This is a genomic window from Lentzea flava, from assembly GCF_014648475.1.
Classification (GTDB): Bacteria; Actinomycetota; Actinomycetes; order Mycobacteriales; family Pseudonocardiaceae; genus Lentzea; species Lentzea flava.
The window spans coordinates 79994-105435 of the sequence record NZ_BMRE01000010.1 but is presented as its reverse complement, the minus strand read 5'-3'; the positions used below and the strand labels follow the sequence as shown (position 1 = coordinate 105435).

General features: G+C 68.9%; 25 protein-coding genes and 2 riboswitches. Of the genes, 17 read left to right on the top strand and 8 right to left on the bottom strand.

Translation table 11 applies throughout. From position 1 onward, the window contains the following. Together IEZ09_RS14905 and IEZ09_RS14900 are read left to right on the top strand one after the other, a co-directional pair. Positions 1-825 carry a carbohydrate ABC transporter permease gene (locus tag IEZ09_RS14905; RefSeq protein WP_189254263.1) on the top strand — a complete coding sequence of 275 codons (825 nt, stop codon included), beginning with the start codon at positions 1-3 and terminating at the stop codon, positions 823-825. Positions 826-829: 4 nt separating this feature from the next. Continuing rightward, positions 830-2236: a GH1 family beta-glucosidase gene (locus tag IEZ09_RS14900; protein ID WP_229812567.1), complete on the top strand. Its 1407-nt coding sequence runs from the start codon at positions 830-832 to the stop codon at positions 2234-2236. Positions 2237-2315: 79 nt separating this feature from the next. Here the strand turns inward: IEZ09_RS14900 and IEZ09_RS14895 are convergent, their stop codons facing one another. Continuing rightward, complete coding sequence (locus IEZ09_RS14895; RefSeq protein ID WP_189254262.1) at positions 2316-3503, bottom strand: esterase-like activity of phytase family protein; 1188 nt, start codon at positions 3501-3503, stop codon at positions 2316-2318. 164 nt (positions 3504-3667) lie between these two features. Here IEZ09_RS14895 and IEZ09_RS14890 point away from each other — a divergent pair, with 164 nt between their 5' ends. Both IEZ09_RS14890 and IEZ09_RS14885 read left to right on the top strand, forming a co-directional pair. Further along, the gene (locus IEZ09_RS14890; protein WP_189254261.1) at positions 3668-4693 is read left to right on the top strand and encodes a GNAT family N-acetyltransferase; all 1026 of its coding nucleotides are present in this window, start codon (positions 3668-3670) and stop codon (positions 4691-4693) included. Positions 4694-4774: 81 nt separating this feature from the next. Continuing rightward, positions 4775-5794: a LacI family DNA-binding transcriptional regulator gene (locus IEZ09_RS14885; protein ID WP_229812566.1), complete on the top strand. Its 1020-nt coding sequence runs from the start codon at positions 4775-4777 to the stop codon at positions 5792-5794. Position 5795: 1 nt separating this feature from the next. Here IEZ09_RS14885 and IEZ09_RS14880 read toward each other — a convergent pair whose 3' ends face one another. Together IEZ09_RS14880 and IEZ09_RS14875 are read right to left on the bottom strand one after the other, a co-directional pair. After that, entirely contained in the window at positions 5796-6182 is a 387-nt protein-coding gene (locus IEZ09_RS14880) for a hypothetical protein (RefSeq protein ID WP_189254259.1), read from the bottom strand. A gap of 137 nt (positions 6183-6319) precedes the next feature. Beyond that, positions 6320-6670 (bottom strand): hypothetical protein, encoded by a 351-nt coding sequence (locus tag IEZ09_RS14875; RefSeq protein ID WP_189254258.1) that lies wholly within the window; start codon positions 6668-6670, stop codon positions 6320-6322. 61 nt (positions 6671-6731) lie between these two features. Here IEZ09_RS14875 and IEZ09_RS14870 point away from each other — a divergent pair, with 61 nt between their 5' ends. Next, positions 6732-7256 carry a DM13 domain-containing protein gene (locus tag IEZ09_RS14870; RefSeq protein WP_189254257.1) on the top strand — a complete coding sequence of 175 codons (525 nt, stop codon included), beginning with the start codon at positions 6732-6734 and terminating at the stop codon, positions 7254-7256. A gap of 216 nt (positions 7257-7472) precedes the next feature. Continuing rightward, positions 7473-8423, top strand: coding sequence for an AraC family transcriptional regulator (locus IEZ09_RS14865; RefSeq protein ID WP_189254256.1), 951 nt, complete (start codon positions 7473-7475; stop codon positions 8421-8423). Here the strand turns inward: IEZ09_RS14865 and IEZ09_RS14860 are convergent. The 3 genes from IEZ09_RS14860 to IEZ09_RS14850 are packed head-to-tail and all read right to left on the bottom strand — an operon-like array spanning position 8420 to position 12145. Further along, a complete protein-coding gene (locus tag IEZ09_RS14860; RefSeq protein WP_189254255.1) occupies positions 8420-10450 on the bottom strand; it encodes a 3-hydroxyacyl-CoA dehydrogenase NAD-binding domain-containing protein in 2031 nt (676 codons plus the stop codon). The two genes, IEZ09_RS14865 and IEZ09_RS14860, sit on opposite strands and share 4 nt — an antisense overlap. Before the next feature lies 1 nt (position 10451). Continuing rightward, entirely contained in the window at positions 10452-11654 is a 1203-nt protein-coding gene (locus tag IEZ09_RS14855) for an acetyl-CoA C-acetyltransferase (RefSeq protein WP_189254254.1), read from the bottom strand. 56 nt (positions 11655-11710) lie between these two features. Next, the gene (locus IEZ09_RS14850; RefSeq protein ID WP_189254253.1) at positions 11711-12145 is read right to left on the bottom strand and encodes a GNAT family N-acetyltransferase; all 435 of its coding nucleotides are present in this window, start codon (positions 12143-12145) and stop codon (positions 11711-11713) included. A 107-nt stretch (positions 12146-12252) separates the two neighbouring features. Between IEZ09_RS14850 and IEZ09_RS14845 the strand changes: the two genes are divergently transcribed. The 8 genes from IEZ09_RS14845 (at position 12253) to glyA (ending at position 19562) form a co-directional block, all read left to right on the top strand. Then, positions 12253-13389, top strand: a complete 1137-nt coding sequence (locus IEZ09_RS14845; RefSeq protein ID WP_189254252.1) for an acyl-CoA dehydrogenase family protein — start codon at positions 12253-12255, stop codon at positions 13387-13389. Next, positions 13386-14510 carry a CaiB/BaiF CoA transferase family protein gene (locus tag IEZ09_RS14840; RefSeq protein ID WP_189254251.1) on the top strand — a complete coding sequence of 375 codons (1125 nt, stop codon included), beginning with the start codon at positions 13386-13388 and terminating at the stop codon, positions 14508-14510. The genes IEZ09_RS14845 and IEZ09_RS14840 overlap by 4 nt, the downstream gene beginning before the upstream one ends. A gap of 335 nt (positions 14511-14845) precedes the next feature. Next, complete coding sequence (locus IEZ09_RS14835) at positions 14846-15025, top strand: hypothetical protein (RefSeq protein ID WP_370467711.1); 180 nt, start codon at positions 14846-14848, stop codon at positions 15023-15025. A gap of 164 nt (positions 15026-15189) precedes the next feature. Further along, complete coding sequence (locus tag IEZ09_RS14830; protein ID WP_109633389.1) at positions 15190-15684, top strand: transcriptional regulator; 495 nt, start codon at positions 15190-15192, stop codon at positions 15682-15684. 475 nt (positions 15685-16159) lie between these two features. Next, positions 16160-16543 (top strand): hypothetical protein, encoded by a 384-nt coding sequence (locus tag IEZ09_RS14825; protein ID WP_189254249.1) that lies wholly within the window; start codon positions 16160-16162, stop codon positions 16541-16543. Positions 16544-16557: 14 nt separating this feature from the next. Continuing rightward, positions 16558-16860 (top strand): DUF3817 domain-containing protein, encoded by a 303-nt coding sequence (locus tag IEZ09_RS14820; RefSeq protein ID WP_030466691.1) that lies wholly within the window; start codon positions 16558-16560, stop codon positions 16858-16860. A gap of 45 nt (positions 16861-16905) precedes the next feature. Then, positions 16906-16996: riboswitch (glycine riboswitch) on the top strand. 1 nt (position 16997) lies between these two features. Further along, positions 16998-17083: riboswitch (glycine riboswitch) on the top strand. Positions 17084-17182: 99 nt separating this feature from the next. Continuing rightward, positions 17183-18277, top strand: a complete 1095-nt coding sequence (gene gcvT / locus IEZ09_RS14815; RefSeq protein ID WP_189254248.1) for a glycine cleavage system aminomethyltransferase GcvT — start codon at positions 17183-17185, stop codon at positions 18275-18277. Between the two features lie 13 nt (positions 18278-18290). Further along, a complete protein-coding gene (glyA, locus tag IEZ09_RS14810) occupies positions 18291-19562 on the top strand; it encodes a serine hydroxymethyltransferase (protein WP_189254247.1) in 1272 nt (423 codons plus the stop codon). Between the two features lie 157 nt (positions 19563-19719). Here glyA and IEZ09_RS14805 read toward each other — a convergent pair whose 3' ends face one another. Continuing rightward, positions 19720-20403: a COG4315 family predicted lipoprotein gene (locus IEZ09_RS14805; RefSeq protein ID WP_229812565.1), complete on the bottom strand. Its 684-nt coding sequence runs from the start codon at positions 20401-20403 to the stop codon at positions 19720-19722. Between the two features lie 126 nt (positions 20404-20529). On the opposite strand from IEZ09_RS14805, the gene IEZ09_RS14800 reads away from it, so the two are divergent. The 3 genes from IEZ09_RS14800 to IEZ09_RS14790 all read left to right on the top strand — a co-directional run bounded on the left by IEZ09_RS14800 (position 20530) and on the right by IEZ09_RS14790 (position 24472). Next, positions 20530-21555 (top strand): class I SAM-dependent methyltransferase, encoded by a 1026-nt coding sequence (locus IEZ09_RS14800; protein WP_370467710.1) that lies wholly within the window; start codon positions 20530-20532, stop codon positions 21553-21555. Beyond that, positions 21552-22322, top strand: coding sequence for a DUF1295 domain-containing protein (locus IEZ09_RS14795; RefSeq protein WP_189254245.1), 771 nt, complete (start codon positions 21552-21554; stop codon positions 22320-22322). The genes IEZ09_RS14800 and IEZ09_RS14795 overlap by 4 nt, the downstream gene beginning before the upstream one ends. Positions 22323-22423: 101 nt before the next feature. Beyond that, a complete protein-coding gene (locus IEZ09_RS14790) occupies positions 22424-24472 on the top strand; it encodes a S9 family peptidase (protein WP_189254244.1) in 2049 nt (682 codons plus the stop codon). Positions 24473-24623: 151 nt separating this feature from the next. Here the strand turns inward: IEZ09_RS14790 and IEZ09_RS14785 are convergent, their stop codons facing one another. Then, positions 24624-25439 (bottom strand): spermidine synthase, encoded by an 816-nt coding sequence (locus IEZ09_RS14785; RefSeq protein ID WP_189254356.1) that lies wholly within the window; start codon positions 25437-25439, stop codon positions 24624-24626. Positions 25440-25442: the final 3 nt, after the last annotated feature.

The window sequence follows — 25442 nt, the reverse complement described above, 5'->3', positions numbered from 1 at the left end:
ATGAAGAACGCCAAGGCAGGGCCGCTGCTCTACGGGTTCCTGGTCGCCGTGCTGGCGGCCTCGGTGTTCCCGCTCTACTACTCGTTCATCGTGGCGTCGAAGGACAACTCCGTCCTCGGCGAGAAGGTGCCACCGCTGGTTCCCGGCGGGAACCTCTTCGAGAACATCGCCAGGGTCTTCGACACGGTCGACTTCTGGCTCGCCATGCAGAACTCGTTCATCGTGGCCGCGACGGTGGCGATCTCGAACGTCGTGCTCGGCACGCTCGCGGGCTTCGCGTTCGCGCGGCTGCGGTTCAAGGGGCGTGACTCGCTGTTCCTCGTCGTGCTCGGCACCGCGATGGTGCCCACGCAGCTCGGCGTGATCCCGCTGTACATGCTGATGTCCGACCTCGACTGGTACGGCACGCTGCAGGCGGTCATCGTGCCGGCGCTGATCGGGTCGTTCGCCGTGTTCTGGATGCGCCAGGCGTGCGAGGAAACCGTGCCGTATGAGCTGATCGAGGCCGCTCGCGTGGACGGCTGCTCGGTGCTGCGGACGTTCTGGCACGTCGGTTTCCCCGCGGTGCGGCCACAGGCGGCGGTGCTCGGCATGTTCACGTTCATGACGGCGTGGAACGACTTCTTCTGGCCGTTGATCGTGCTGGACCCCAACGACAGCCCGACGGTCCAGGTCGCGCTGTCGACGCTGGCCAGCGGGTACTACACGGACTACTCGTTGATGCTCGCCGGCGCCTCCCTCGCGGTGCTGCCGGTGATCGCGATCTTCGTCCTGCTGTCCCGTCAGATTGTTGGAGGAATCATGCAGGGCGCGGTGAAGGGATGAGTGAATGACGACCGACTCGGACGTCAAGGTCGGGCGGGAGGTGCTGACCTTTCCACCGGACTTCCTGTGGGGAGCAGCGACCGCGGCGTTCCAGATCGAGGGCTCGACCACAGTGGACGGTCGTGGTGCCTCGATCTGGGACACGTTCGCGGCGACGCCCGGCAAGGTGCTGGCCGGCGACACCGGTGACCCGGCCTGCGACCACTACAACCGCTACCAGTCCGATGTGGACCTGATGGCGTCGCTGGGACTGGCCGCGTACCGGTTCTCCGTCGCGTGGCCCAGGATCCAGCCGACCGGCAGCGGCGCGGTGGAGGAGCGCGGTCTCGCGTTCTACGACCGCCTCGTGGACTCGTTGCTGGAGAAGGACATCCAGCCGCTGGTGACGCTGTACCACTGGGACCTGCCGCAGGTCCTGGAGGACTTCGGCGGCTGGCGCAACCGGGACACGGCCTACCGCTTCGCCGATTACGCCGCCATCGTGCACGACCGGCTCGGCGACCGGGTGCAGGCCTGGACGACGTTGAACGAGCCGTGGGTGTCGGCGTTCCTCGGCTACGGCAACGGAATCCACGCGCCGGGCATCACCGACGCCGTGGCGTCCCTGGAAGCGGCGCACCACCTGCTGCTGGCCCACGGCCTCGCGACGCAGGCGTTGCGGGCGCAGGCACCCGAGTCGCACCGGCTGTCGATCGTGCTGAACTTCAGCACCGTCTGGGGTGACGACGAGGAGGCGGTCCGCAAGGTCGACGGGCTGCAGAACCGCATCCTGCTCGACCCGATCTGCGGCCGCGGCTATCCGCTCGACGTCCTGCAGGACACGACGTGGCTGGGCGACTGGACGAACGTGGTGCGCGACGGTGACATGGAGACCATCGCGACCCCGATCGACTGGATCGGCGTCAACTACTACAGCCCGACGCGGGTCGTGCCCGCCGACCCCGATCACGTGCCCTTCGGTCCGCACGCGGGGCTGCGCGGCGCCGCCATCGCGCCCCCGCAGGGCGAGCTGACCGGGTTCGGGTGGGAGCAGAACGCCGACGCGTTCACCGAGCTCCTCCTCCGGCTGTCCCGCGACACCAACGGGATCCCCCTGGTCGTCACGGAGAACGGCTCGGCGTTCCCCGACGTCGTGGACCCGATGGGCCGCGTGGTCGACGTCGAGCGGACGAAGTACCTGGTGGACCACGTCCGCGCGGTGCACAGGGCCATCTCGGAAGGCGCCGACGTCCGCGGCTACCTCGCGTGGTCGCTGCTCGACAACTTCGAGTGGGCGGCCGGGTACTCGCAGCGGTTCGGCATCGTGCACGTCGACTACGAGACGCAGCGGCGCACGGTGAAGGAAAGCGCGGTCACGCTGTCCCGGATCATCGGGCAGAACGGCCTTCCCGCGCACGGTTACACCATCTAGACCAGCAAGGCGGGCCCGAGGGGGCTGACGCTCTCACCTGCGGACACCTCTGTGCCGCAGGTGAGAGCGCTCTCTCGTTCTACCTGCGGCGCAGCACGCGAGGATCGGCGTGCAGGTTCTCCGCGAGCCGGATGGTGATGAACTCGTCGTTGTCCGGCTTGCCCGGCGTGCGGCCCGACGACGACGGGAAGTTGTTGTCGTTGAGCACCGCGAGCGTGCGGTCGTCGAGGATCGTGACGCCCTCGATGGTGACGAACGGGAACTTGAACGGGTCCGCCTGCCCGCCGACGTGCTTGGGGTTGGCGAGGTTCAGCAGGTCGGCGACCATCGTCTTGTCGAGCTTGCCGTCGTGGTCGCGGTCGCGCTTGTCGGCGAGGTAGACGCGCTTGACGATCGCGTCGGCACCCTGCGCGCTGTCCCGTTCGATGATCAGCAGCCGGTTGTGGTCGACCGCGATGGCGTCACCGATGGCGAAGTTCGTGGCCTCCAGCTGGTAGCGCCACGTCTTGCCGGTGAAGGCGTTGCTCGCGATGTCGAACTCGTTGAGCCGCAACGTGCCCGGCTCGTCTCCGGCGACCGTGCCCTCCAGCAGCGCGTTGATCGTCTTGCCGTCGGGGGAGAGTGTGATGCCCTCGAACCCCTTGCTGCCACCGATGTTCGGGTTGCCGGCGGGGTTCTCGGGAGCGCGGACGCCCGGCAACGGCACCGGCGGCGCCATCAGCCGTCCGGCGCGGTCGAAGTGCAGCAGGTACGGGCCGAACTCGTCGCCCATCCAGTACGTGCCGTCCGCGGTCCTGGTGACGGACTCGATGTCGATGTCAGCGCCGGTGATCACGCGGTCCGGCCTGGTGAGCGGGAACGGGATGTGGCCGTGCGGGTCGGTGAGCGTGATGCCGCCGACGACGTCGACCTCGCCGGTCTTGAAGTTCGGCGCGATGCGGTTGATGCGCAGCAGCCAGTCCGCGCTGTTGGCCTTGGTGCCGTAGCCGTTGTCCGAGATGACGTCGAACGTTCCGTCGCTGTTGCGGACCAGGCCGCTGAAGCCCTGGATCGGCTGGTCGGCGAACGGCGGCGTGATCCCGTTGATCGGGCTCGTCCCCAGTGCGGCGCCGCTCGGCTCACTGCCGGGCAGGTAGGTCTCGGCAGGGAGTGAGGCGAAGTTCGTCAGCGTGGCCTGCTTCGGCCTCGTCGCTGGTGCTGCGGTGGTGGGCGTGGCCAGCGCGGTGACGGTGAGCAGGGTGAGGCCTACGGCCAGTGTTCTCCTCATGGCGCGAACCCTAGTGCCGTGACCGCCGCCTTCCACCACTCAGCGGGCCGCCCGTCTGAGCGGCGAAATCCGGGGCGAAGGCCGACGGTCGCGGCACTTGTGTGACCTGGATCGTTTTACCCGCAGTTCGCACCGAGGCAACAGGTCGCGGGAACTCTGGACGCATGACCACGACGACTTGGCGCATGCGCATCGAACTCAGCGACAGCCCCGGCGCGCTCGCCCGCGTCACGGTCCGGCTCGCCTCCGCCGACTGCAACGTCCTCGCGTTGCAGGTGATCCCGGTGCCCGGCGGCGTTCTCGACGAGATCGTGGTGCAGGCCGCTCCGGGCGTGCTGCCCGCCGACCTCATCGACGCCATCCGCACCGAGGGCGGCAAGTGCGTGGGCATCACCCGTGCCGACGTGCGAGACCTCGTCGACGAACCGACGGCTGTCCTGCGCGCCGCCGGGATGGCGCTGTCCGACCCGTCCCGCACGGCCGAGGCCCTCCGCCAGGTGCTGTCGGCCGACGCGGTGACGCACGGCGAAGCCGCGGATGGTCAGGTCCAGCTCGGCGACCTGGCGGCACGGCGCGGCTGGTCGCCCTTCACCCAGGTCGAACTCGCGCGGGGCCAGGCGTTGCTCGACCTGCTCGACGCACCAGCGCCCGCGATGCGAGGAGTGCTCAGCGATGACGGCGTGGCGCTGGTTCTGCGGCCGGGCACCAATGACGACGAGGACGCCGTCGCCGGCCTGCACACCCGGTGCTCGATGAAGACGTTGTTCAACCGCTACCACTCCGGCATGCGCACGGTGCCGCGCCGCTGGCTGCACCGGCTGCTGAACCCGCCGCGCGGCACCACGATGCTCGCGCAGTGCGCGGACCAGGTCGTGGCGCTCGGCCAGCTCCTGCACACCGGCACGCCGACCAGCGCCGAGGTGTCGCTGCTGGTCGAGGACTCGTGGCAGCGCCGGGGCGTGGGCACCGCACTGCTCGGCGCGCTCGCGGCGGACGCCCGTGCCGCGGGGTTCCAGGAGCTCGTGGCGTGGTGCCTGCCGTCGGAGACCTCGTTGGTGCGCACGGCCGCACGGGCCGGTTTGGACACCACGACACGCCGGGAGGACGGGTTGCTGCGCGTGTCCATTGCGCCACGCGGGCGTGCTCTTTCGAACCCAATTGCGACGGTTGTTGCTGAAAAAACACGTTGAACAGCGCGTAAACCCTCCTCGGAGATCGCTTGCGGCTAAGCTGACCTGCGACTCAAAGGTTTTCATCGAGGAGTGGTGCTCGTGTCCATCCACGCGCGTCCGACGTTGGAGGACGTGGCCGCGAGGGCCGGGGTCTCCCGCGCCACGGCGTCACGAGTGCTGAACGCGTCGCCGCGGGTCAGCCCCGAGGCGCTGGAAGCGGTCAACGCCGCCGTGCTGGCCCTGGGCTACCAGCCCAACCGCGCCGCCCGCGCGTTGGTGACGCGTCGCACGGGCGCGGTGGCCGTCGTGTTCTCCGAGCCAGAGCCCAAGATCTTCGACGACCCGCACTTCGCCCGCCTGATCCGCGCGGGCGCGCGTGCTCTCGCCGACGTCGACGTGCAGATGGTCCTGATGCTGGTGCACTCGCCCGACGATCAGGCCCGCGCCCACCGCTTCCTCGCCGGCGGTCACGTCGACGGCGCGCTGGTGTTCGCGCCGCACCGCAACGACGAGCTCGTGTCGATCGTGAAGAAGCTGCCGCTGCCGGTCGTCTACGCCGGCAAGCCGTGGGGCTCGTTGCGCGGCATGCACCTCGTCGACAACGACAACGAGGGCGGTGCCGTGCTCGCCACCGAGCACCTGAAGTCGCTCGGCCGCAAGAAGATCGTGCACGTGTCGGGCCCGTTGGACGAGCTGTCCGCGATCGACCGCCTGAACGGCTTCAAGTCCGCGATGGGCCTCGACGACAAGGGCGCCGCGAAGGTCACCGAGGACGGCGGCTTCACGCGTGAGGGCGGCCGCAAGGCGATGGCCGCGCTGCTCGCGAAGGTGCCGACCCTGGACGCGGTGTTCGTGGCCTCCGACCTCATGGCCGCCGGTGCGCTGGAGACGTTGCAGGAGGCCGGAAAGCGGGTGCCGCAGGACGTCGCGGTCGTCGGCTTCGACGACCACGTGGCGATCGCCGAGCACACCACCCCGCCGCTCACGTCGGTGCGCCAGGACTCGGACGAGCAGGTCAAGCACATGGTCGAGCACCTGATGAAGCTGCTGCGCGACGAGACCGTCAAGACGAAGAAGCAGGTGCTGCCGACGGTCCTGGTGCGCCGCGAGTCCGCCTGACCTAGTTGCTGAAGTTCTTGCAGGTGGGCGGCGGCAACGGGTTCAACGGGCTGCACGGCCACCCGGACGACGTCGCAGTGGTCGTCGTGGTGACCTGAGGCGGCGGTGGCGCGGGGTTGACCACGGCAGGCGGCGGAGTCGTCGTCTTCTTCGGTGTCTGCTGCGTGCTCGGCGCCGGGCTGCTGGAGCTCGACGGCGCGCTGCTCTCGGGGGCCGAGCTCTCGACGGAGCTCGACGGGGTGGTCGCCGTGGACTTGATCCACGTGGACGCGGGTGTCCGGCTCAGCGGATCGTCGTCACCGGCGCCGTGGAACGCCATTCCCACCAGCACCCCGAGCAACGCGGACCCGAGCACGGCGGAACCACCTGCGGCCCACAGTGCGCGCACAGCGGTCCTCCTCAAATGCTCACGTTGGAAGTAAGGCGATCACGCTCAACGGCAGATTACCGGCTGGGCCAGGCGCAGGAGAACGCTCACCTGCTTGCCTTATCGGCGTCTTGATGCCCCTGGTTGAGTGATCGCTGTCACTGATCTGTGATCCGGGCGAGCACCAAACTGGCCCCGGAAAGGCCTGCCACCAGCACGGTTCCGGTCAGATGCCACGTCGGAGCGTCACCCGTGCAGGTGAACACGTCGGTGAAGCGCTCCGAGGAGCAGGTGACGAACGGGACCGACGACAGGGCGATCGACGACGCCGCCACACCGCCCAGCAACGCCGAGCCGAACGTGCGCATCAACGGGAACGCCGCGTTGGCCGTGCCGACCGCGGCGACGGCGAAGAGCAACGGCACGGGTCTGGGGAACAGGCCCGTCAGGGCGCAGCCGACCATCAGGACACCGAGCACGGCCTGGCCGATCCTCGCCTGCGTCGCCACGGGCAGGACCCTAACAACTCCGTAAGCTCTTTTCGGTCCGATTCGGGTCAGGATTTTCGGTATGCCGCATCGTCGATTTCTGATCCCCGTCGCAGTCGTGGTCGTCGTCGCCCTCGGGATCGGGTTGTACCTGTTCCAGCCGTGGCGGCTGCTCACGGTTCGCGAAACGCACGACGCGCTGCTCGTGCCGACGGCGCCGGTGACGACCAGCGTGCAGACCAGTGCCGAGAAGCCGGCGGAAACGCCGCGGGAGGTCGCGACAGGTGAGTGGCGCTCACTCGAACACGCCACCACCGGCAGGGCGAGCCTGATCGAACTGCCCGGCGGCGGGCATTCCGTCCAGTTCGCGTCCCTGAACACCAGCGACGGCCCTGACCTGTACGTCTACCTGTCCCCGCACCCGTCGAGCTCGGCCGAGAAGACGTTCGGTGAAGGATTCACCAGTCTTGGTAAGCTGAAGGGAAATCGTGGCGATCAGGTGTACGAAATTCCGGCCGGTGTGGACGTGTCGTCCATTCGGAGTGTCGTGATCTGGTGTCAGCGGTTCTCCGCGGGGTTCGCCGTAGCACCGCTGGAACAAGCCTGAAACATCTGATCAGGACGTGCTCTCTTCGCACTATTGACTTTCCTGGTCTAGACCACATAGCGTTGACATGAGGACACAACATCGTCCCTTGCCGATGGGCGTGCGGAAGCCCTGTTGGTGAGGAGCACGGCTCACTGGGTGGGCCTTCATCGGCGGTGGCGCGACTCCAACTCTCCCCGGAGCCGCGCCACCGCCGATGGCGTTTTAGGGTGGTTCGTGCACACCAGGACCGTGGCGATCCACTACGTGCGCGCGGCATTGCGCGCATGCCCGTCGCCGTCCGAGGTCCTCGCCGGCGCCGGCATCCCGCCGAGCCTCCTGGCCGACGACCGCGCCCGTGTCACGCCGGCCCAGTACACGAAGCTGATCCAGATCCTGTGGGAAGTCCTCGACGACGAGTTCATGGGCTTCGGTCCGCGTCCGTCCAAACGCGGCACGTTCGCGATGATGTGCCTGCTCACCGTCCACTGCCCGGATCTCGAGTCGGCGCTGCGCCGCGGCCTCGCGTTCTACGCCCTGTTCGACGAACCGCTGGAACTCTCGCTGGACGACGGCCGCTTCTCGTTGCACGTCCCCGGCGACCCGGACCACTTCCTGACCGAGTCGCTGCTCGTGCTGTGGCACCGCTTCTCGTCGTGGCTGATCGGCCGCAGGATTCCGTTGCGGGAGGCCGAGTTCGCCTACCAGGAACCGGCGCACGCCGCCGAGTACCACCTGATCTTCGGTTGCCCGCTGACGTTCGACGCACCCGCCACGGCGATCTCGTTCGACCAGAAGTTCCTGCGCATGCCGGTCGTGCAGGACGAGGCGGGCCTGCGCAGGTTTCTGCGGCACTCGCCGGCGGAGTTGTTGTCGCGCAGGGACTACGGCGCGAACACGGCGGGGCACGTGCGGAGGCTTCTCGGCAGCGGCGTGAGCGGGCTCGAGGCCGTGGCGGCACGTCTCGGGGTGAGTGCGCCGACGTTGCGGCGCCGGCTGGCCGCGGAGGGGACGTCGTTCCGCGAGGTGCGCGAGCAGCTGCTGCGCGACCAGGCGGTCGCCTCGCTGGTGCGGGGCGGGGAGTCGGTGGAGGAGTTGGCGCTGCGCCTCGGGTTCTCCGAGGCGAGCGCCTTCCACCGGGCCTTCAAGCGCTGGACCGGGTCCTCGCCCGGTTCCTACCGCGCCTAGAACTTCTCGCGCTCCCGCAAGGAGGCAGGCGGCCGGAACCGCTCCCCGTAGGTGTCCGCGAGGTAGTCCGCCCGCTCCACGAACGCCTGCACGCCGTAGGAGTTGATGAACTGCAACGTGCCACCGCTCCACGGCGCGAACCCGAACCCGAAGATCGAGCCGATGTTCGCGTCCGCCACCGACGTCAGCACGCCCTCGTCCAGGCACCGCACGGTTTCCAGCGCCTGCACGAACAGCAGCCGGTCCCGCACGTCCTGCTCGGAGACCCCGGCGTCGGCCTTCACGTACCGGGTCGTGAGCTCGGGCCACAGGAACTTCTTCGAGCCGTCGGAGGGGTACTCGTAGAACCCCGCCCCACCGGCCTTCCCGGTGCGCCCCAACGACACCATCTCGCGGATCAGGTCGTAGGCGGGGCTGTCCGACACCAGCGACGGGTCGTCCGCGAGCGTCTGGTCGTGGATCTTCAGCTGCAACGACAGCGTCACCTCGTCCGACACGGCCAGCGGTCCGACGGCCATCCCGGCCTTCTTCGCCACGTTCTCGATCAACGCCGGCGCCACGCCCTCGGACAGCATCGTGATCGCCTCGATCACGTACGTCGCGAACGTCCGCGACGTGTAGAAACCGCGCGAGTCGTTCACCACGATCGGCGTCTTCCCGATCTGCCGCACGTAGTCGAGCGCCCGCTGCAACGTCTCCTCTGACGTCTTCTCACCGCGGATGATCTCGACGAGCCGCATCTTCGGCACGGGTGAGAAGAAGTGCAGCCCGATGAACCGCTCGGCGTCCGGAACCGCCGTGGCGAGACCGGTGATCGGCAGCGTCGACGTGTTGGACGCGATGACCGCGTCCGGCAGCGCCTGTGCTTCCGCGGCCGCCAGCACCTTGTTCTTCAGCTCGCGGTTCTCGAACACCGCCTCGATGATCAGGTCGCAGCCCGCGAGGTCGTCGTCGGAGTCCGTCGGCGTGATGCCTTCCAGGCCCCCAGCGCCCTTCTGGGCGGCTTCGAGGGTCACGTCCTTCAGTACGACCTCGATGCCCGCTTTCGCGGACACCTCGGCGATTCCAGCGCCCATCATGCCCGCGCCGAGCACGCCGAGCTTCGTCACGCGCCTGCCCGACGAGGACGCGCGGCCGTTGACCTCGTTGAGGTTGAACCAGAACGCCGTGATCATGTTCTTGGAGACCTGACCCGCGGCCAGTTCCACGAAGTAGCGGCCCTCGATCTTCAGCGCCGTGTCGAAGTCGACGTAGGCACCCTCGACCGCCGCCGCCATGATCTTCTCCGGCGCCGGGTACACGCCGTGCGTCTTCTTGCTCAGCACGGCGGGCGCGGCGGCGAGAACGCCGTAGCTGTTGGGGTCGCCGAACTTCAGGTCCGGCACCCCGGCGCCCGGCACGTCCCAGGGCTGCACCGGCGCCGGGTTCGCCTTGATCCACTCGCGGGCCTCGGACAGCAGTTCCTCGCGCGTGTCCACGAGCTGGTGCACGATCCCGGCCTGCAGCGCGCGTTCCGGCCGCAGCTGCTTGCCCTCCATGAGCAACGGCAACGCCTTCTGCACGCCGAGCAGCCGCACCATGCGCGTCACGCCACCGCCGCCGGGCAGCAGACCGAGCGTGGCTTCCGGCAGGCCGAGGCGGATGCCGTTGTCGTTCAGCACGATCCGGCGGTGCGAGGACAGCGCGATCTCGAACCCGCCGCCGAGCGCGGACCCGTTGATCGCCGCCACGACCGGCTTGCCGAGCTTCTCCAGCCGCCGCAGCTGCGACTTGATCTCCTCGACGCCGTCCAGCGCCTCGGAGGCGTTCTCCGGTGTGATGGCGATCAGCACGTTCAGGTCGCCGCCCGCGAAGAACGTCTTCTTGGCCGACGTGATGATCACGCCGGTGATCTCGTCGCCCTCCAGCCGGGAGACCGCCTCGTTCATCAGCTCCCGGTACTCGAGGTTCATGACGTTGGCGGAGCCGGACATGTCCATCGTCAGGGTGACGATGCCGTCGGCGTCCTTGTCGTAGTGGAACGGCATCTCAAACCCTCTCGATGATCGTCGCGATACCCATGCCGCCGCCCACGCACAGCGTGGCCAGGCCGCGGCGCAGGTCCCGGCGCTCCAGCTCGTCCAGCAGCGTCCCGAGGATCATGCAGCCGGTCGCGCCGAGCGGGTGGCCGAGCGCGATCGCGCCGCCGTTGACGTTGACCTTGTCCTCCGGGATGTCCATGTCCCGCAGGAACTTCAGCACGACCGACGAGAACGCCTCGTTGACCTCGAACAGGTCGATGTCCTCGACCGAGAGTCCCGCCTTGTCCAGCGCCTTGCGCGCGGACGGCGCCGGTCCGGTCAGCATGATCGTCGGCTCGGTTCCCACCACGGCGACGGAGACGATCCGGGCACGCGGGGTGAGTCCCAGCGACCTCCCTGCGGCCTCCGAGCCGATCAGCACGGCCGCGGCACCGTCGACGATCTGCGACGAGTTGCCCGGCGTGTGCACGTGGTTGATGCGCTCGACGGTGGGGTAGCGGTCGATCGCCACCGTGTCGTAGCCGAGGTCGCCGTGGAACTGGAAGCTGGGCTTCAGCTTGCCCAGCGACTCCACAGTGGACTCGGGCCGGATCGTCTCGTCCTCCTTCAGCACCACCGTGCCGTTCTGGTCGACGACCGGGACGACGGACCGCTCGAAGAAGCCGTTCTTCTGCGCCTCGAACGCGCGGGCGTGCGACCGGGCGGCCCACGCGTCGACGTCCGTGCGGGAGAAGCCCTCCAGCGTCGCGATCAGGTCGGCCGACACGCCCTGCGGCACGAACGACAGGTCGAAGTTCGTCTGCGGGTCGATCGCCCACGCACCGCCGTCGGACCCCATCGGGACGCGCGACATCGACTCGACGCCACCCGCGACCACCAGGTCCTCGAAGCCGGAGGCGACCTTCGCGGCCGCGAGGTTCACCGACTCCAGGCCCGACGCGCAGAACCGGTTGAGCTGCACGCCCGCCGGCCGCTGGTCCCACCCGGCCGCCAGCACCGCGGTCCTGGCGATGTCACCACCCTGCTCGCCGAGCGGTGACACCACGCCGAACACGACGTCGTCGACCGCGGAGGTGTCGAGGGAGTTGCGTTCGGACAGCGCGCGCAGCACACCGGCGGCCAGCGCGACGGGCTTGACGCTGTGCAGCGACCCGCGCTTCCCCTTGCCGCGCGGCGTGCGCACCGCGTCGAAGATCAAGGCTTCGCTCATGGCACCCACGCTAGGCCGGGCCTCTCGGCCTGGCCATGACCGTGAAGGGTGACCGATTAGCTCAGCACGAACTCCATGTGCTCCGGTTCGTCGGCGTCCACGAACCCCAGCCGCTGGTAGAGCTTGCGCGCAGGCAGGTTGTGCTCCCAGACGCGCAGCCGGACCCGCTTCCAGCCCTCCTCCGCCGCCCACGCCAGCACGGCCTTGACCAGCGCTTCTCCGACTCCTTTGCCGCGATGGGAGCTCCGCACCCACATCGAGTAGAGGTGGAGGTCGCCGGGTTTGGAGGTGGCGCCGACCAGGCCGACGGGGCCGGGGTCCAGTGCGACGAGGTTCAGGCCGCCGACGATGCGCTCGCGCCACTCGTTCTCGCCGTAGGCCTGCTCACGGGCCAGCGTCGAGCCGAACTCCGCGGGGTCGCTGGCCAGCGCCTCCAGCCGGATGTCGCGCCACAGCCGCCACTCGTCCGGCGTGATCTGGTGGATCTGCACACCGAGCAGTCTGGCCGACCGAGGTGGTTTTTTCGCTCAGTTTTTCGGGTGACGCCCTGGCGCGCCGGTCATGGCGTGGACCACCGCCCGGTGGTTTCGTGGACCGCATGGCAGAGCGTCGATCGCGGTGGATGGACAGCGACCTGGACCAGTTGCGCCAGCTCGCCCGCACGTTCATGGAGAAGGAGGTCGCGCCGCACCAGGAACGCTTCGCCGAGCAGAAGCAGGTCGACCGCGACCTGTGGCGCAAGGCCGGTGACCTCGGACTGCTGTGCCTGAGCATCCCAGAGGAGTACGGAGGCGGCGGCGGCACCTTCGCACACGAGGCCGTGCTGCTCGAGGAACAGGCACGCGCCGGTGACAGCGCCTGGGGCAACAGCGTCCACAGCGGAATCGTCGCCCACTACCTCAACTCCTACGGCTCCGAGGAGCAGAAGCGCCGCTGGCTGCCCAAGCTCGCGTCCGGTGAGTACGTGGGCGCGATCGCGATGACCGAACCCGGCGCGGGCTCCGACCTCCAGGGCATCCGCACCAGGGCCATCAGGGACGGCGACGAGTACGTCATCAGCGGCTCGAAGACGTTCATCACCAACGGCGTGCACGCCGACCTCGTGATCGTGGTCGCGAAGACCGACCCGTCGCAGGGCGCCCAGGGCATCTCGCTGATCGTCGTGGAAGGCGACATCCGGCGCGGCCGCGTGCTGGACAAGGTCGGCATGAAGGGCCAGGACACCGCCGAGCTGTTCTTCGACGACGTCCGCGTGCCCGTCGCGAACCTCCTCGGCGACCAGGAGGGCCTCGGGTTCATCCAGCTCATGCAGCAGCTGCCGCAGGAACGCCTGATCATCGGCGTCTGCTGCATCGCGGGCATCGAGGCGGCCGTCGACGTGACGCTGAAGTACGTGAAGGAGCGCACGGCGTTCGGCAAGGAGCTGATGAAGTTCCAGAACACCAGGTTCAAGCTCGCCGAGTGCGCCACCGAGGCGGCCGTGACCAGGGCGTTCATCGACGAGTGCATCGAGAAGCACCTGCGCGGCGAGCTCGACGTGCCGACCGCGGCGATGGCGAAGTGGTGGGCCAGCGACCGGCTGGGCAAGGTCGTCGACGAGTGCGTGCAGCTCTTCGGCGGCTACGGCTACATGAACGAGTACCCGATCGCACGTGCCTGGTCCGACGCCCGCGTGCAGCGGATCTTCGGCGGCACGAACGAGATCATGAAGGAAATCATCGCGAGGTCGTTGTGAGCGGGCCGCTGGCAGGACTTCGCGTCGTCGAGCTCGCGGGGCTCGCGCCCGCGCCGTTCGGCTGCATGGTGCTCGCGGACCTCGGCGCGGACGTGATCCAGGTGCACAAGCCGGGCAGCCACCTGACGGTCCCCGGCGACTTCCTGACCCGCAACCGGCGTTCGGTCGCGATCGACACCCGCAAACCCGAGGGCGCCGAGCTGGTGCTGCGCCTGGTCGAACGCTCGGACGTGCTGGTGGAGGGTTTCCGGCCGGGCGTGACCGAGCGGCTGGGCATCGGTCCGGCGCAATGCCTCGCCCGCAACCCGCGCCTCATCTACGGCCGCATGACGGGCTGGGGCCAGGACGGGCCGCTCGCCGACCGGGCCGGTCACGACATCAACTACATCGCCGTCGCCGGCGCGTTGGAGCCGCTGGGACGGGCCGGTGGGCCGCCGTCGTTCCCGATCAACCTCCTCGGCGACTTCGGCGGGGGAGGGATGTTGCTCGCCCTCGGCGTGCTCGCCGCGCTGTATGAAAGGGAACGCTCCGGACGTGGCCAGGTCGTCGACGCGGCCATGGTCGACGGGGCCGCGCTGCTGACGACGTTCCTGCACGGGATGAAGAACGCGGGCATGTGGTCCGGTGCGCGTGGCGAGAACATGCTCGACGGCGGCGTGCCCTTCTACGACGTCTACGAGGCCGCGGACGGGCGGTTCGTGGCCATCGGCGCGTTGGAGGAGAAGTTCTACGCCGACCTGGTGCGCGTGCTGGGGCTGGAGGACGCGCCGTCGCGCAACGACCCGGCGAACTGGCCCGAGCTGCGTGAAAGCATCGCGGCGGCGATCAAGACCAGGACGCGGGACGAGTGGGCGGACCTCGCTCGCGACACGGACGCGTGCCTGGCGCCGGTGCTGACGCCGTCCGAGGCAGCGCGGCACCCGTACAACGAGGCACGGGGCACGTTCGTCGACGTCTCCGGCGCGCTGCACCCGGCGCCCGCACCTCGCTTCGACCGCACTCCGGCGGCTGTTCCGACGGCGCCGGTTTCCACCGGGATGAACACCGGGGAAGTGCTTGCCGACATGGGTGTGGCGGACGCCCAAATTATGGAACTGCGGCGGTCAGGAGTAATTGCGTGAATGCGGGTGCGCATTAATAAGGACACGACGGGGTGACAGAGCGTGATGCCGGCGGGTCGGCATCCGGGTGAGGCTCGATGCAACAGTGTCTGGTCCAAGCTGTGGGATGCGAGGGTGTCCGTGTTCACCTCGTGCCCAGGACATCGGCGCTGGATCCGGGGCTCTTTAGCCGCCATTCGGGTGACATTCCCCGTCGTGCAGGCGTGCGCCGCTGGTGGATCCTAGGACGAGTTGGGCGTGGTCGTTGTTCATCGCAAGGGTGAATGAGGGACCATGTCGGGTGACACGGGCGGTCCGCCGCCTCACCTGTGAGCGACATGGACGGAGAGGTACCTGTGAACCTCAAGAAGGTGCTAGTGCTGGCGGGCGTCGCGCTGGTGCTGTTCCTCCTGATCACCCAGCCCGAACAGTCCGCGGCCGCGGTCCAGACGGTCCTCGGCTGGCTGCGTCAGGGCGCGGAGTCGATCATCACCTTCATCAGGAGCCTCTTCGGGACGGCCACCCCGATCAGCTAGTGACTCTGGGTGATCCTCGGCCGTTCGGGTTGAGCCGGATGGGTGGAATGAGGCCAATCACGCACTGGTAACGGGTGTTCTGAGGATTCAGGGTCTGGCGATTGTCAGACCTACCGAATACCTTCCGCTGCAATGGCCGATCCCCGACCGACGAGGAGGCATGGATGGTCGAGGACTCCGGGGTCCACGAGCTGTTGAAGCAGTGGGCGGCTGAACGGTCTGATGACGCAGAGATGCAGGAGGTGAACCGGATCAAGAACGCGTGGCTCGCGGAGGCTCCCCCCTCGGCGCCCGGCATCCCCGTGCAGCGGGGAGGCAGCAAGGGCGGGTCGCGTGGCTTGGTCAAGGTCGACTCGGCGGATCCGGCCTACGTGGCCGCGATGCGCAAGCGGGCGCCGGAGGCACCCGAGGCACTGCTCGCTGCCGCGGCGAGCTACTGGCAGCTGGTGGGCGACGTCAGCGAGGCCGAGCAGTGGTGGGACGCGGGCATCAGCCCGTTGGACCAGCGCGCGCTCGACTACCGCGCGGCGGGCCTGACCCCTGCCGACCTCGGGAGGCGCCTGGGACCGATGACGGTTCTCCAGCACCTCCGCCGTGGTTCTGCCGCGGCCTGGTGCGTCGCACGTCTGCAGAGGCAGCGCCGGGACGGCGTGGCGTAGGGCGTAACGAACGGGAGAGGTGTGCTCGCGAAGAGCGCTCGCCGATGTTCGTTCCGCGTGTTTTGTGGGGGCCGAGCCCCCACACCCCAGCCGGGGGCAAGCCCCCGGACCCCCAACCGGGTCCGGCCTCCTGACGAGGAGGCCCCTACCCGAGCGGTTCCCTCAACGGGTTGGCCTCCTGGGTGGAGGCCCTTACCCGAGCGGTTCCCTGAACGGGTTGGCCTCCTGGGTGGAGGCCCTTACCCGAGCGGATCCTTCAACGGGTTGGCCTCCTGGGTGGAGGCCCCTGCCCGAGCGGATCCATCAACGGGTCGGCCTCCAGGTGGAGGCCACACCCAAGTCATTCGAGGGCAGGCTCTCGGAGGCGGGAGCCCCGCCCACTCGCAAGTGGATTCGCGTGCTCGCCAGGGCTTGTTCGTCGTGTTGAGCTGGGGGCGGACCCCAGATCCGCGGAACAGCCTCTAGTCTGGAAGCCGTGCGCGGCCTCCTCACCCCCCAGCGGATCCTGATCGGGCTCGGATGCCTGGTCGCTCTGATCGTGTGCTGCGGGCTCGCCTGGTGGCAGTGGCAGCGCTTCGAGTCCGCCAGCGGCACGTTCCAGAACCTCGGTTACGTGCTCCAGTGGCCGCTCTTCGGCCTCTTCCCGCTCTTCATGGTGTGGCGCTTCCGCCGCCTTGCGCGCCAGCGTCGTGACGAGGCTCTCTCCGAGCCGGAGCCGGTTGTGTCCGCGCAAGAGCCGGTGACTACGGTTGACGCCGTCAAACCCGCGCCTGTCGAGCACTTCGACGACGAAGAAGACGCGGAGCTCGCGGCCTACAACCGCATGCTCGCGGACCTCAACGCGCGGGACGGTCGTTGAGCGAAGGCGGGCAGATGAAGGGTGCGTTGACCCGGTTCCGGGTCATGGCTTACGTGGTCGGTGTCTTCCTCCTGCTGCTGGTCGTGGCGATGGTGCTCAAGTACGCCGCGGACATGGGCCAGTTCATGAAGGTCGTCGGCCCGGTCCACGGCTTCCTCTACGCCATCTACCTGGTGATTTCCGTCGACCTGGCGCTGAAGCTGCGCTGGTCGATCAAGGGCACCGCGCTCGTGCTGCTCGCCGGCACGGTTCCGTTCCTGTCGTTCTGGGCCGAGCGCAAGGTGGTCGAGAAGACTGCGCAGGGCGTGCCGCTGTGACGTTTGGCCTGCTAGCGTCTGGGGCTACCAACTGAACACGGCCGTCGATGTCGCGCGGGAGAGCTCCCTTCAGCGGGAGCGCCGAAGGAGCAACTCCTCCCCGGAATCTCTCAGGCACAGATACCGCACGACGAAGGCAACTCTGGAAAGCAGGCGTCCACGCCTCGCCCACGGTGCAAGCCACTGAAGGTGGCGAAGCTCTCAGGCTCATGACAGAGGGGGAGGCTGCTCTGGAAGAGGAGTCTCCGATGGACCGTGTCATTCTTCTGTTGCCTCAGCCGGCCTCGTCCGGCTCTTCGGCGCACCCTGGAGGAGCGTTCTGATGTCCCGCCTCACGCCTCTGAACGCCGAGCACGAACAGCTCGGCGCGATGTTCACCGACTTCGCGGGCTGGCGGATGCCGCTGCGCTACTCGAGCGAGCTCGCCGAGCACCACGCGGTGCGCACCACCGCCGGCCTCTTCGACCTCACGCACATGGGTGAGATCGTGCTGACCGGTCCGCAGGCGGGCGAGGCGCTCGACTTCGCGCTCGTCGGCCACATCTCCGCGCTGGCGGTCGGCAAGGCGCGCTACACGATGATCACGCAGGCCGACGGCGGCGTGATCGACGACCTGATCGTGTACCGCCTCGGCGACGAGGAGTTCATGGTCGTCGCGAACGCCTCCAACGCCGCCGTGGTGGCCGAGGCGCTCGTCGAGCGTGCCGCCGGGTTCGACACGGTGGTCACCGACAAGTCCACCGACTACGCGCTGATCGCGATCCAGGGCCCGAAGTCGGTCGAGGTCCTCGCCGGGCTGACCGGCACCGACCTCTCGACGGTCAAGTACTACGCGTCCTACCCGTCGAAGGTCGCGGGCGTCGACGCGCTGCTGGCGCGCACCGGGTACACGGGCGAGGAGGGCTTCGAGCTCTTCCTGGCGCCCGCCGACGCCGCGGCCGTCTGGAACGCGCTGCTTCAGGCCGGTGCCGCGCACGAGCTCAAGCCGTGCGGTCTCGGCTGCCGCGACACGTTGCGTCTCGAAGCCGGAATGCCGTTGTACGGCAACGAACTCACGACGTCGCTGACGCCGTACCACGCGAACCTCGGCCGGGTCGTGAAGCTCGACAAGCCTGGCGACTTCGTGGGCCGCGACGCGCTCACCAAGGTCGCCGAGTCCGGTGTGGACTCCGTCCTGGTCGGGCTGAAGACGCCGGAGCGCAGGGCCCCGCGGCACGGGTACGCGGTGCTGAGCGGCGACGAGGTCGTGGGCGAGGTGACGTCGGGCGCGCTGTCCCCGACCCTCGGCTACTCCGTCGCCATGGCCTACGTGACGAAGGCGAGTGCCGAGCCCGGCACCCAACTGCTGGTGGACGTCCGCGGCAAGAAGCAGCCGGTCGAGGTCGTCGCACTTCCGTTCTACAAGCGCGCCAAGTAGGGAGATCTTCCAGATGTCCGACCAGTTCAACGCCTCCCTCGCGGAGTACGACCCCGAGGTTGCCGAGGCCGTTGCGGCCGAGCTGGCGCGCCAGCAGGGCACCCTCGAGATGATCGCCTCGGAGAACTTCACGCCGGTCTCCGTCCTGCAGGCGCAGGGCTCGGTGCTCACCAACAAGTACGCCGAGGGCTACCCCGGCCGCCGCTACTACGGCGGCTGCGAGCACGTCGACGTGGTGGAGCGCCTCGCCATCGAGCGCATCAAGTCGTTGTTCGGCGCCGGTTTCGCGAACGTCCAGCCGCACTCGGGCGCGCAGGCCAACGCGGCCGCGATGTTCGCGCTGCTGCAGCCGGGCGACACGATCCTGGGCCTGGACCTCGCGCACGGCGGCCACCTGACCCACGGCATGCGCATCAACTTCTCCGGCAAGCTCTACAACGTCGTGCCGTACCACGTGTCCGACACCGACGGCCGCGTCGACATGGCCGAGGTCGAGCGCCTCGCCCAGGAGCACCGCCCGAAGCTGATCGTCGCCGGCTGGTCCGCCTACCCGCGTCAGCTGGACTTCGCCGAGTTCCGCCGCATCGCCGACTCGGTCGAGGCCTACCTGATGGTCGACATGGCCCACTTCGCCGGCCTGGTGGCCGCGGGCCTGCACCCGTCGCCCGTCCCGCACGCGCACGTGACGACGACGACCACGCACAAGACCCTCGGCGGTCCTCGCGGTGGCGTGATCCTTTCGAACGACGCGGACATCGCCAAGAAAATCAACTCCGCGGTCTTCCCCGGCCAGCAGGGCGGTCCGCTGGAGCACGTGATCGCCGCGAAGGCCGTGGCGTTCAAGCACGCAGCCTCGCCGGAGTTCGCCGACCGCCAGCGCCGCACGCTGGAGGGCTCGAAGATCCTCGCCGACCGCCTGTCGCAGCCGGACGTCGCGGCCGCGGGCGTGAAGGTGCTGACCGGCGGCACGGACGTCCACCTGGTGCTGGTCGACCTGGTGAACTCCGAGCTCGACGGCAAGCAGGCGGAGGACGTGCTGCACCAGATCGGCATCACGGTCAACCGCAACGCCGTCCCGAACGACCCGCGCCCGCCGATGGTCACCTCGGGCCTGCGGATCGGCACGCCGGCGCTCGCGACGCGCGGTTTCGGCGAGGTCGACTTCGCCGAGGTCGCCGACATCATCGCGGAGGCCCTGAAGCCGGGTGCCGCGCTCGACGAGCTGCGTGCCCGCGTCGAGGTGCTGGCTGCCAAGCACCCGCTGTACCCGACGCTCTCCAGCTGAGTGGGAAAGGGGCGCCACCGGAGTCTCCGGTGGCGCCCCTTTCGTGGTGCGAGAGCGAAACGACGGGAACCCCGGCCCCTTCCCCAGGGCCGGGGTGTCACCGTGTCAGGGTGTTGTGTGTCTCAGATGGACCGTCCTAACGGAACGCTGTGGGGGATTACGCCGCGGGAGCCGTCACACCGGGCGGGAGGCACTCGACGTTGCGCTTGCCGTCGGGCTGGATCACGAACCACGTGCCGCCAACGCCCTGGCCGGCCCACTTGCCCGGCCCTGGGTCCTTCGAGTAGGCGTAGATCGCCCAGCCGTCGATGGCGACCTGCTTCTTGCCGTCCGCGCGGGTGATCAGCGAGACGAGCTTCGGGTCAATGCCCTCGAGCTGCGGGATCGTGTCCGACAGCAGCGGCGGCCACGTGACGGCGCACTGGTTGTTGCAGTTCGACTTGCCTTCGGGCTTCGGGGTGTCCTTGTCGAAGCGGTACATGGTGCGGCCGTCGCCGTCCTGGACGACCATGCCCATCTTGTCGACCGCCTTGCCGACCAGGCGCAGAGTGCTCACCGGGGCCGCTGCGGGAGGCTGCGCGGCGGGAGGCTGCGCGGCCGGGGTCGGGGTTTCCGGTGCCTGCTGCTGAACAGGGGTTTCTGGCGCCTGAGCGGGCTCCTGGAGTACCGGGGCCTGACCCGTGTCGCCGTAGTCGCCGAGGACGCCGAGGTCGGTTTCGGTCTGTGCCACCGGTTTCGAGTTCGTGCCACTTCCCGTGGCACTCCAGACACCCAGACCCAGCACAACTGCCAGCCCCGCGGCGAGCCCGATGGCAATGCGGTTACGTCGGATCACACTCATGTCCTCCTTGTCCGTCGTTCGCTCTATCGAGGCCATACGGGCGTGGTTGCGTCTCGGTTCAGAAACGAACCGAACCTCCTCCCGTCTCGAACGTCTGGCGGAGCCAGGTCACGCAGGAGGTGCAGGGTGGTCGTCGCTGGTCAGCTGGCAGGAATGGCCGAACGCGTGCTGGGCGCGCCGTTGCCGATCGGAATTCGGGCGTGGGAGGGCAGCGTGGCGGGTCCGCAGGACGGCACGGTGCTCGTGATCCGCTCCCGCGACGCTCTCCGCCGCCTCGTCTGGAGCCCGAACGAGCTCGGTCTCGCGCGCGTACGTGAGCGGCCGTCCCAGATCTGGGGCCTGGTGCGGCGCGGCGTCACGCGGCGGCCGCGGATCTCCGAGATCGTGAAACTTGCATTGCGACTGAAAGTGCTGGGACCCAACCCGTCCACGCCTCGTGAGGAGGCACGGCTGCGCGGCGCCCCGCACACCCGGTCGCGCGACCGCGCCGCGATCTCGCACCACTACGACCTGAGCATGGCCTACTCGTGCGGTTACTTCGCGTCCTCATCGGACTCACTGGCCCAGGCCCAGCACAACAAGCTGGATCTGGTGTGCCGCAAGCTCGGCCTGCGACCGGGGATGAGGCTGCTGGACGTCGGCTGCGGCTGGGGATCGATGATCATCCACGCCGCCCGCGACCACGGGGTGCACGCCACCGGCGTCACGATCTCCACCATCGAGATGGGTGAACACGTCGGCGAGCGGAACTACCCGGCGTACGCCTCGCAACAGATGTCGCGCGGCCGCAACGCACCCGGCGGCGGCGCGTTCATCGAGTCGTACGTCGCGCCGGACACGCACATGCGACCTGTCAGTCAGACGATGAGCTTCCTCGAAAGCGCCGGCTTCGAGATCCGTGACGTGCACGCGTTGCGCGAGCACTACGTCTGGACCGTGAGGGCGTGGGCGCAGACACTGGAAGACAGGTGGGACGAGGTCGTCGCACTGGTCGGCGAGGGACAGGCGCGGGTGTGGCGGCTCTACCTCGCGGGTGGCGCGCTGACGTTCGAGGAAGGGCGGATGGGCGTGGACCAGATCCTCGCGGTGCGCAGGAGCGAGCACGGCCGCAGCGGCATGCCGCGCGTGCGCGCCGAACTGGTGGCGCGATGAGCTTCCTGATCAGCCTGGTCGCCGTCTTCCTGCTGCTCAGCGGCCTGTTCCTGTACGCGGACGCACGCCGCCGCTACGACCTGATCGACTCCGCGTGGGGCCCCGGTTTCGCCGTGATCGCGGTGATCACCCTGCTGTTCGCGGAGGGCGAACCAACTCGGCAGTGGCTGGTGACGGCCCTGACCGTCGTGTGGGGCGCACGCCTGGGAGTGCACATCTTCGTGCGCAACTCCGGCAAGGAGGAAGATCCCCGCTACCAGGAGATTTTGAGGCGTGCCAACGGAAATCAGCGCCTGCGGATGTACCGCGTCTACCTGATCCAGGCCGCTCTGATGTGGATCGTGTCGCTGCCGGTGCAGGCGGCGCAGCATCTTTCGGCCCCGATCGGAGTGGTAGATTGGGTGGGCACTGGCGTGTGGATGGTCGGCTTCGTCTTCGAGGCCGTTGGCGATTGGCAGCTCTCCCGGTTCCGCGCGGACCCCGCGAACAAGGGTGCCGTGATGGATCGCGGACTGTGGCGCTACACGAGGCACCCCAACTACTTCGGCGACGCCGTCGTGTGGTGGGGCCTGTACCTGTTCGCGTTGCACTCGTGGCTCGCCGCGCTCACGATCATCGGTCCGGTGATCATGACGTGGCTGCTCGCGAAGGGCACCGGCAAACCGTTGCTGGAGAAGGACATCGTGTCCCGGCGTCCCGGTTACGCCGAGTACGTCCGGCGGACGAGCGGGTTCGTGCCGCTGCCTCCGCGCACTCGCGTGGGCTAGGGCTGTGTCGCTCGTCCGCAACCCCCGACGGGTCTGTATCGCGCCAGGTGCGGCGCCTCACGGCACCGGCCTCGCCCGGGCCCTCGGGTTAGTGTGGGCGGGTGGGCAACGACATCTCCTTCCCGCGCCAACAGGCGCGCACCCAGCGGTTCACCGTAGGCGCACCCAGGACCTTCGCGGTGTCGTCAGACGGGGCACGTGTCTTCTTCCTGCGTCCGGCCACGGCCACGAGTCGTGCGAACGGCCTCTGGGAGCTGAACACGACCACCGGCGTCGAAAGGCTGCTCGCCGACCCGGCGCAGCTGCTGACCGATCCGGAGGACCTGCCTGCGGAGGAGAAGGCCCGCCGCGAGCGCACGCGTGAGTCCGGCGCGGGCATCGTGGGCTACGCCCTGTCGAAGGACGCGACGGTCGCGTCGTTCGCGCTGTCCGGCCGCCTGTTCGTGGCGGACCTCGTCAAGGGTGCTGTCCGCGAACTGCCGACCGAGGGCGGCGTCATCGACCCGCGGGTCGACCCGACGGGCTCGCGTGTGGCCTACGTCACCCGCGGCACGCTGCGCGTGGTCGAGCTCGACTCGGGCGACGACTACGCCGTGGCCGTCCCCGACGGCGAGGACGTGACGTTCGGCCTGGCCGAGTTCATCGCGGCCGAGGAGATGTCGCGCTACCGGGGCTACTGGTGGGAGCCGAACGGCACCCGCCTCATCGCCGCGCGCGTGAACAACGCCCCGGTGCAGCGCTGGTACATCGCCGACCCGGCCAACCCCGGCACCGCCGCCACCGAGATCGCCTACCCGGCCGCCGGTACCGCCAACGCCACGGTGTCGCTGCACGTGGTGTCGCTGGACGGCACCTTCGTCCCGGTGCTGCTCGAGTTCGACTACCTGAACGACGTGCACTGGTCTTCCGGCGGCGCGCCGCTGATCACCACCCAGACCCGCGACCAGCGTACCCGCAGGATCTACGCACTGGCGCCGGAAACCGGCTCGGTGTCCGAACTCGTCACCGAGACCGACCCGGTGTGGCTCGAGGTCACCGACGGAGCCCCGGCGTGGACCCCGGACGGCCGCCTCGTGCGGATCGTGGGCAACGGCGACGAGTACGCCCTGCAGGTGGGCGACGACGTCCTCACCGAGGGCCTCCAGGTGCGTCGTGTCCTCGACATCGCCGACGACTCGATCCTGGTCGCCGCCTCGTCGGACGACCCGACCCAGACGCACGTCTACTCGGTCGGCACGACGGTCGAGCGTCTGTCCGCCGAGGACGGTGTGCACGCGGCGATTCGGGGCGGCAGCACGGTTGTGCTGCTTTCGGCCACTTTGGACAGGTTCGGCACCCGAGCGACTGTCGGCGACCACGTCATCGAGTCGTGGGCCGAGACCCCGGTCCTCAAGGCGTCCCCGCGCATGCTGACCCTGGGCGAGCGCAAGATCCGCGCCGCCCTGCTGCTCCCGACCGGCCACACCCCGGGAACCAAGCTCCCCGTCCTCATGGACCCGTACGGCGGCCCGCACGCGCAGCGCGTGGTGTCGGCCCAGAACGCCTTCCTCGCCTCGCAGTGGCTGGCGGACCAGGGCTTCGCCGTCCTCGTGGCCGACGGCCGCGGCACCCCTGGCCGAGGCCTCGCCTGGGAACGCGCCATCGCGTACGACTTCGCCGGCGCCACCCTGGAAGACCAGGTGGACGCCCTGCACGCGGCCGCGGCCCTCGAACCCGACCTGGACCTGAGCCGCGTGGCCATCCGCGGCTGGTCCTACGGCGGCTACCTCAGCGCCCTGGCCGTCCTGCGCCGCCCGGACGTCTTCCACGCGGGCATCGCCGGCGCCCCGGTGACCGACTGGCGTCTCTACGACACCCACTACACCGAGCGCTACCTGGGCCACCCCGACGAGAAGCCCGAGGTCTACGACGCGAACTCGCTGATCGCCGACGCCGACAAGCTCTCCCGCCCGCTGATGATCATCCACGGCCTGGCCGACGACAACGTGGTGGCAGCCCACACGCTGCGCCTCTCCAACGCCCTGCTGGCCGCGGGCCGCCCCCACACCGTGCTGCCGCTCTCGGGCGTCACGCACATGACCCCGCAGGAACAGGTGGCCGAGAACCTCCTGCTGCTGCAGGTCGACTTCCTGAAGCAGTCACTGGCCTGAGCGAGGCGGGCGGGACCAGGACCGGTCCCGCCCGCACCCCGACACGACCGACTCCGGCGGTTCAGCCACCAGCTCGACCAGCTCCGGTGCCCAGCAACAGCGAAAGGGGCGCCTCCCGCAACGGGAGACGCCCCTCTCACAAGCCGAACCGTCAGGCCAGCGAGTGCCGCACCCGGTAGGGCGGAATGCTGTTCCCGACCAGCGCGAGGTCGTCGATCGACTCCGGCTGGTACCCGGCGGTCTTCAACCGCTCCACCATCAGGGCGGTCGGGTCCTCGACCACGTCGGCGCGCCCGAACAGGTACGCCCACTCGTGCTCGTCCGAGCCGTAGTAGGCGACGGTGTCGAACACCTCGTTGAACCGCTGCCAGGAGCGGATCAGCGTGGTGTTGCGCCACATCGTCTGGCAGCCGGACTGGTTGACGACGACGCCGCCCGGACGCAGCAGGGCCTTGCACATGCGCAGGAAGTCGGCGCCGTACAGGCGGTTGTGCTGCGCCTCCTCCTCGCGCTCGTCGGGCAGGTCCACCAGCACGATGTCGTACTTCTCCGACGTCGTGCGGATGTACTCGAACCCGTCGATGTACTGCACGCGGATCGGGCCCTCGCCCTTCTCAGCGAGTGCCAGCTCCTCGAGCGTGTACCCGTACGGCAGGTGCTCCGCGCACAGCTTCACGGCCTGCTCGTCGATGTCGATGTGGTCGACGACGGAGGCACCGTGCTCCACCGCCATCTGGCACACGACGCCCTCGGAGGAGCCGATCACCAGCACGCGCTCGACCTGGTCGGCCAGCAGGAGCGCCGGCACCATCAGGGCCTCGTGGTAGGTCAGCTGGCTGAACTCCGTCGACTGGCGGTCGTTGTCGCAGAACAGCGACACGCCCTGGGCCGTGCGGGCGATCACCAGGTGCTGGAAGTCGGTCTTGGTGTCGACCAGCACCTCGTCCACTCGCCAGTGGCGGGTCATGCC

Bases quoted from the DNA above. Each gene is read 5' to 3' on its own strand.
- IEZ09_RS14845 (WP_189254252.1), top strand. From the start codon at position 12,253: ATGGCAGAGCGTCGATCGCGGTGGATGGACAGCGACCTGGACCAGTTG.
- IEZ09_RS14890 (WP_189254261.1), top strand. From the start codon at position 3,668: ATGACCACGACGACTTGGCGCATGCGCATCGAACTCAGCGACAGCCCC.
- IEZ09_RS14870 (WP_189254257.1), top strand. From the start codon at position 6,732: ATGCCGCATCGTCGATTTCTGATCCCCGTCGCAGTCGTGGTCGTCGTC.
- IEZ09_RS14895 (WP_189254262.1), bottom strand. From the start codon at position 3,503: ATGAGGAGAACACTGGCCGTAGGCCTCACCCTGCTCACCGTCACCGCG.
- IEZ09_RS14820 (WP_030466691.1), top strand. From the start codon at position 16,558: ATGAAGGGTGCGTTGACCCGGTTCCGGGTCATGGCTTACGTGGTCGGT.
- glyA (WP_189254247.1), top strand. From the start codon at position 18,291: ATGTCCGACCAGTTCAACGCCTCCCTCGCGGAGTACGACCCCGAGGTT.
- IEZ09_RS14860 (WP_189254255.1), bottom strand. From the start codon at position 10,450: ATGCCGTTCCACTACGACAAGGACGCCGACGGCATCGTCACCCTGACG.
- IEZ09_RS14830 (WP_109633389.1), top strand. From the start codon at position 15,190: ATGGTCGAGGACTCCGGGGTCCACGAGCTGTTGAAGCAGTGGGCGGCT.
- gcvT (WP_189254248.1), top strand. From the start codon at position 17,183: ATGTCCCGCCTCACGCCTCTGAACGCCGAGCACGAACAGCTCGGCGCG.
- IEZ09_RS14785 (WP_189254356.1), bottom strand. From the start codon at position 25,439: ATGACCCGCCACTGGCGAGTGGACGAGGTGCTGGTCGACACCAAGACC.
- IEZ09_RS14905 (WP_189254263.1), top strand. From the start codon at position 1: ATGAAGAACGCCAAGGCAGGGCCGCTGCTCTACGGGTTCCTGGTCGCC.
- IEZ09_RS14900 (WP_229812567.1), top strand. From the start codon at position 830: ATGACGACCGACTCGGACGTCAAGGTCGGGCGGGAGGTGCTGACCTTT.
- IEZ09_RS14805 (WP_229812565.1), bottom strand. From the start codon at position 20,403: ATGAGTGTGATCCGACGTAACCGCATTGCCATCGGGCTCGCCGCGGGG.
- IEZ09_RS14795 (WP_189254245.1), top strand. From the start codon at position 21,552: ATGAGCTTCCTGATCAGCCTGGTCGCCGTCTTCCTGCTGCTCAGCGGC.
- IEZ09_RS14855 (WP_189254254.1), bottom strand. From the start codon at position 11,654: ATGAGCGAAGCCTTGATCTTCGACGCGGTGCGCACGCCGCGCGGCAAG.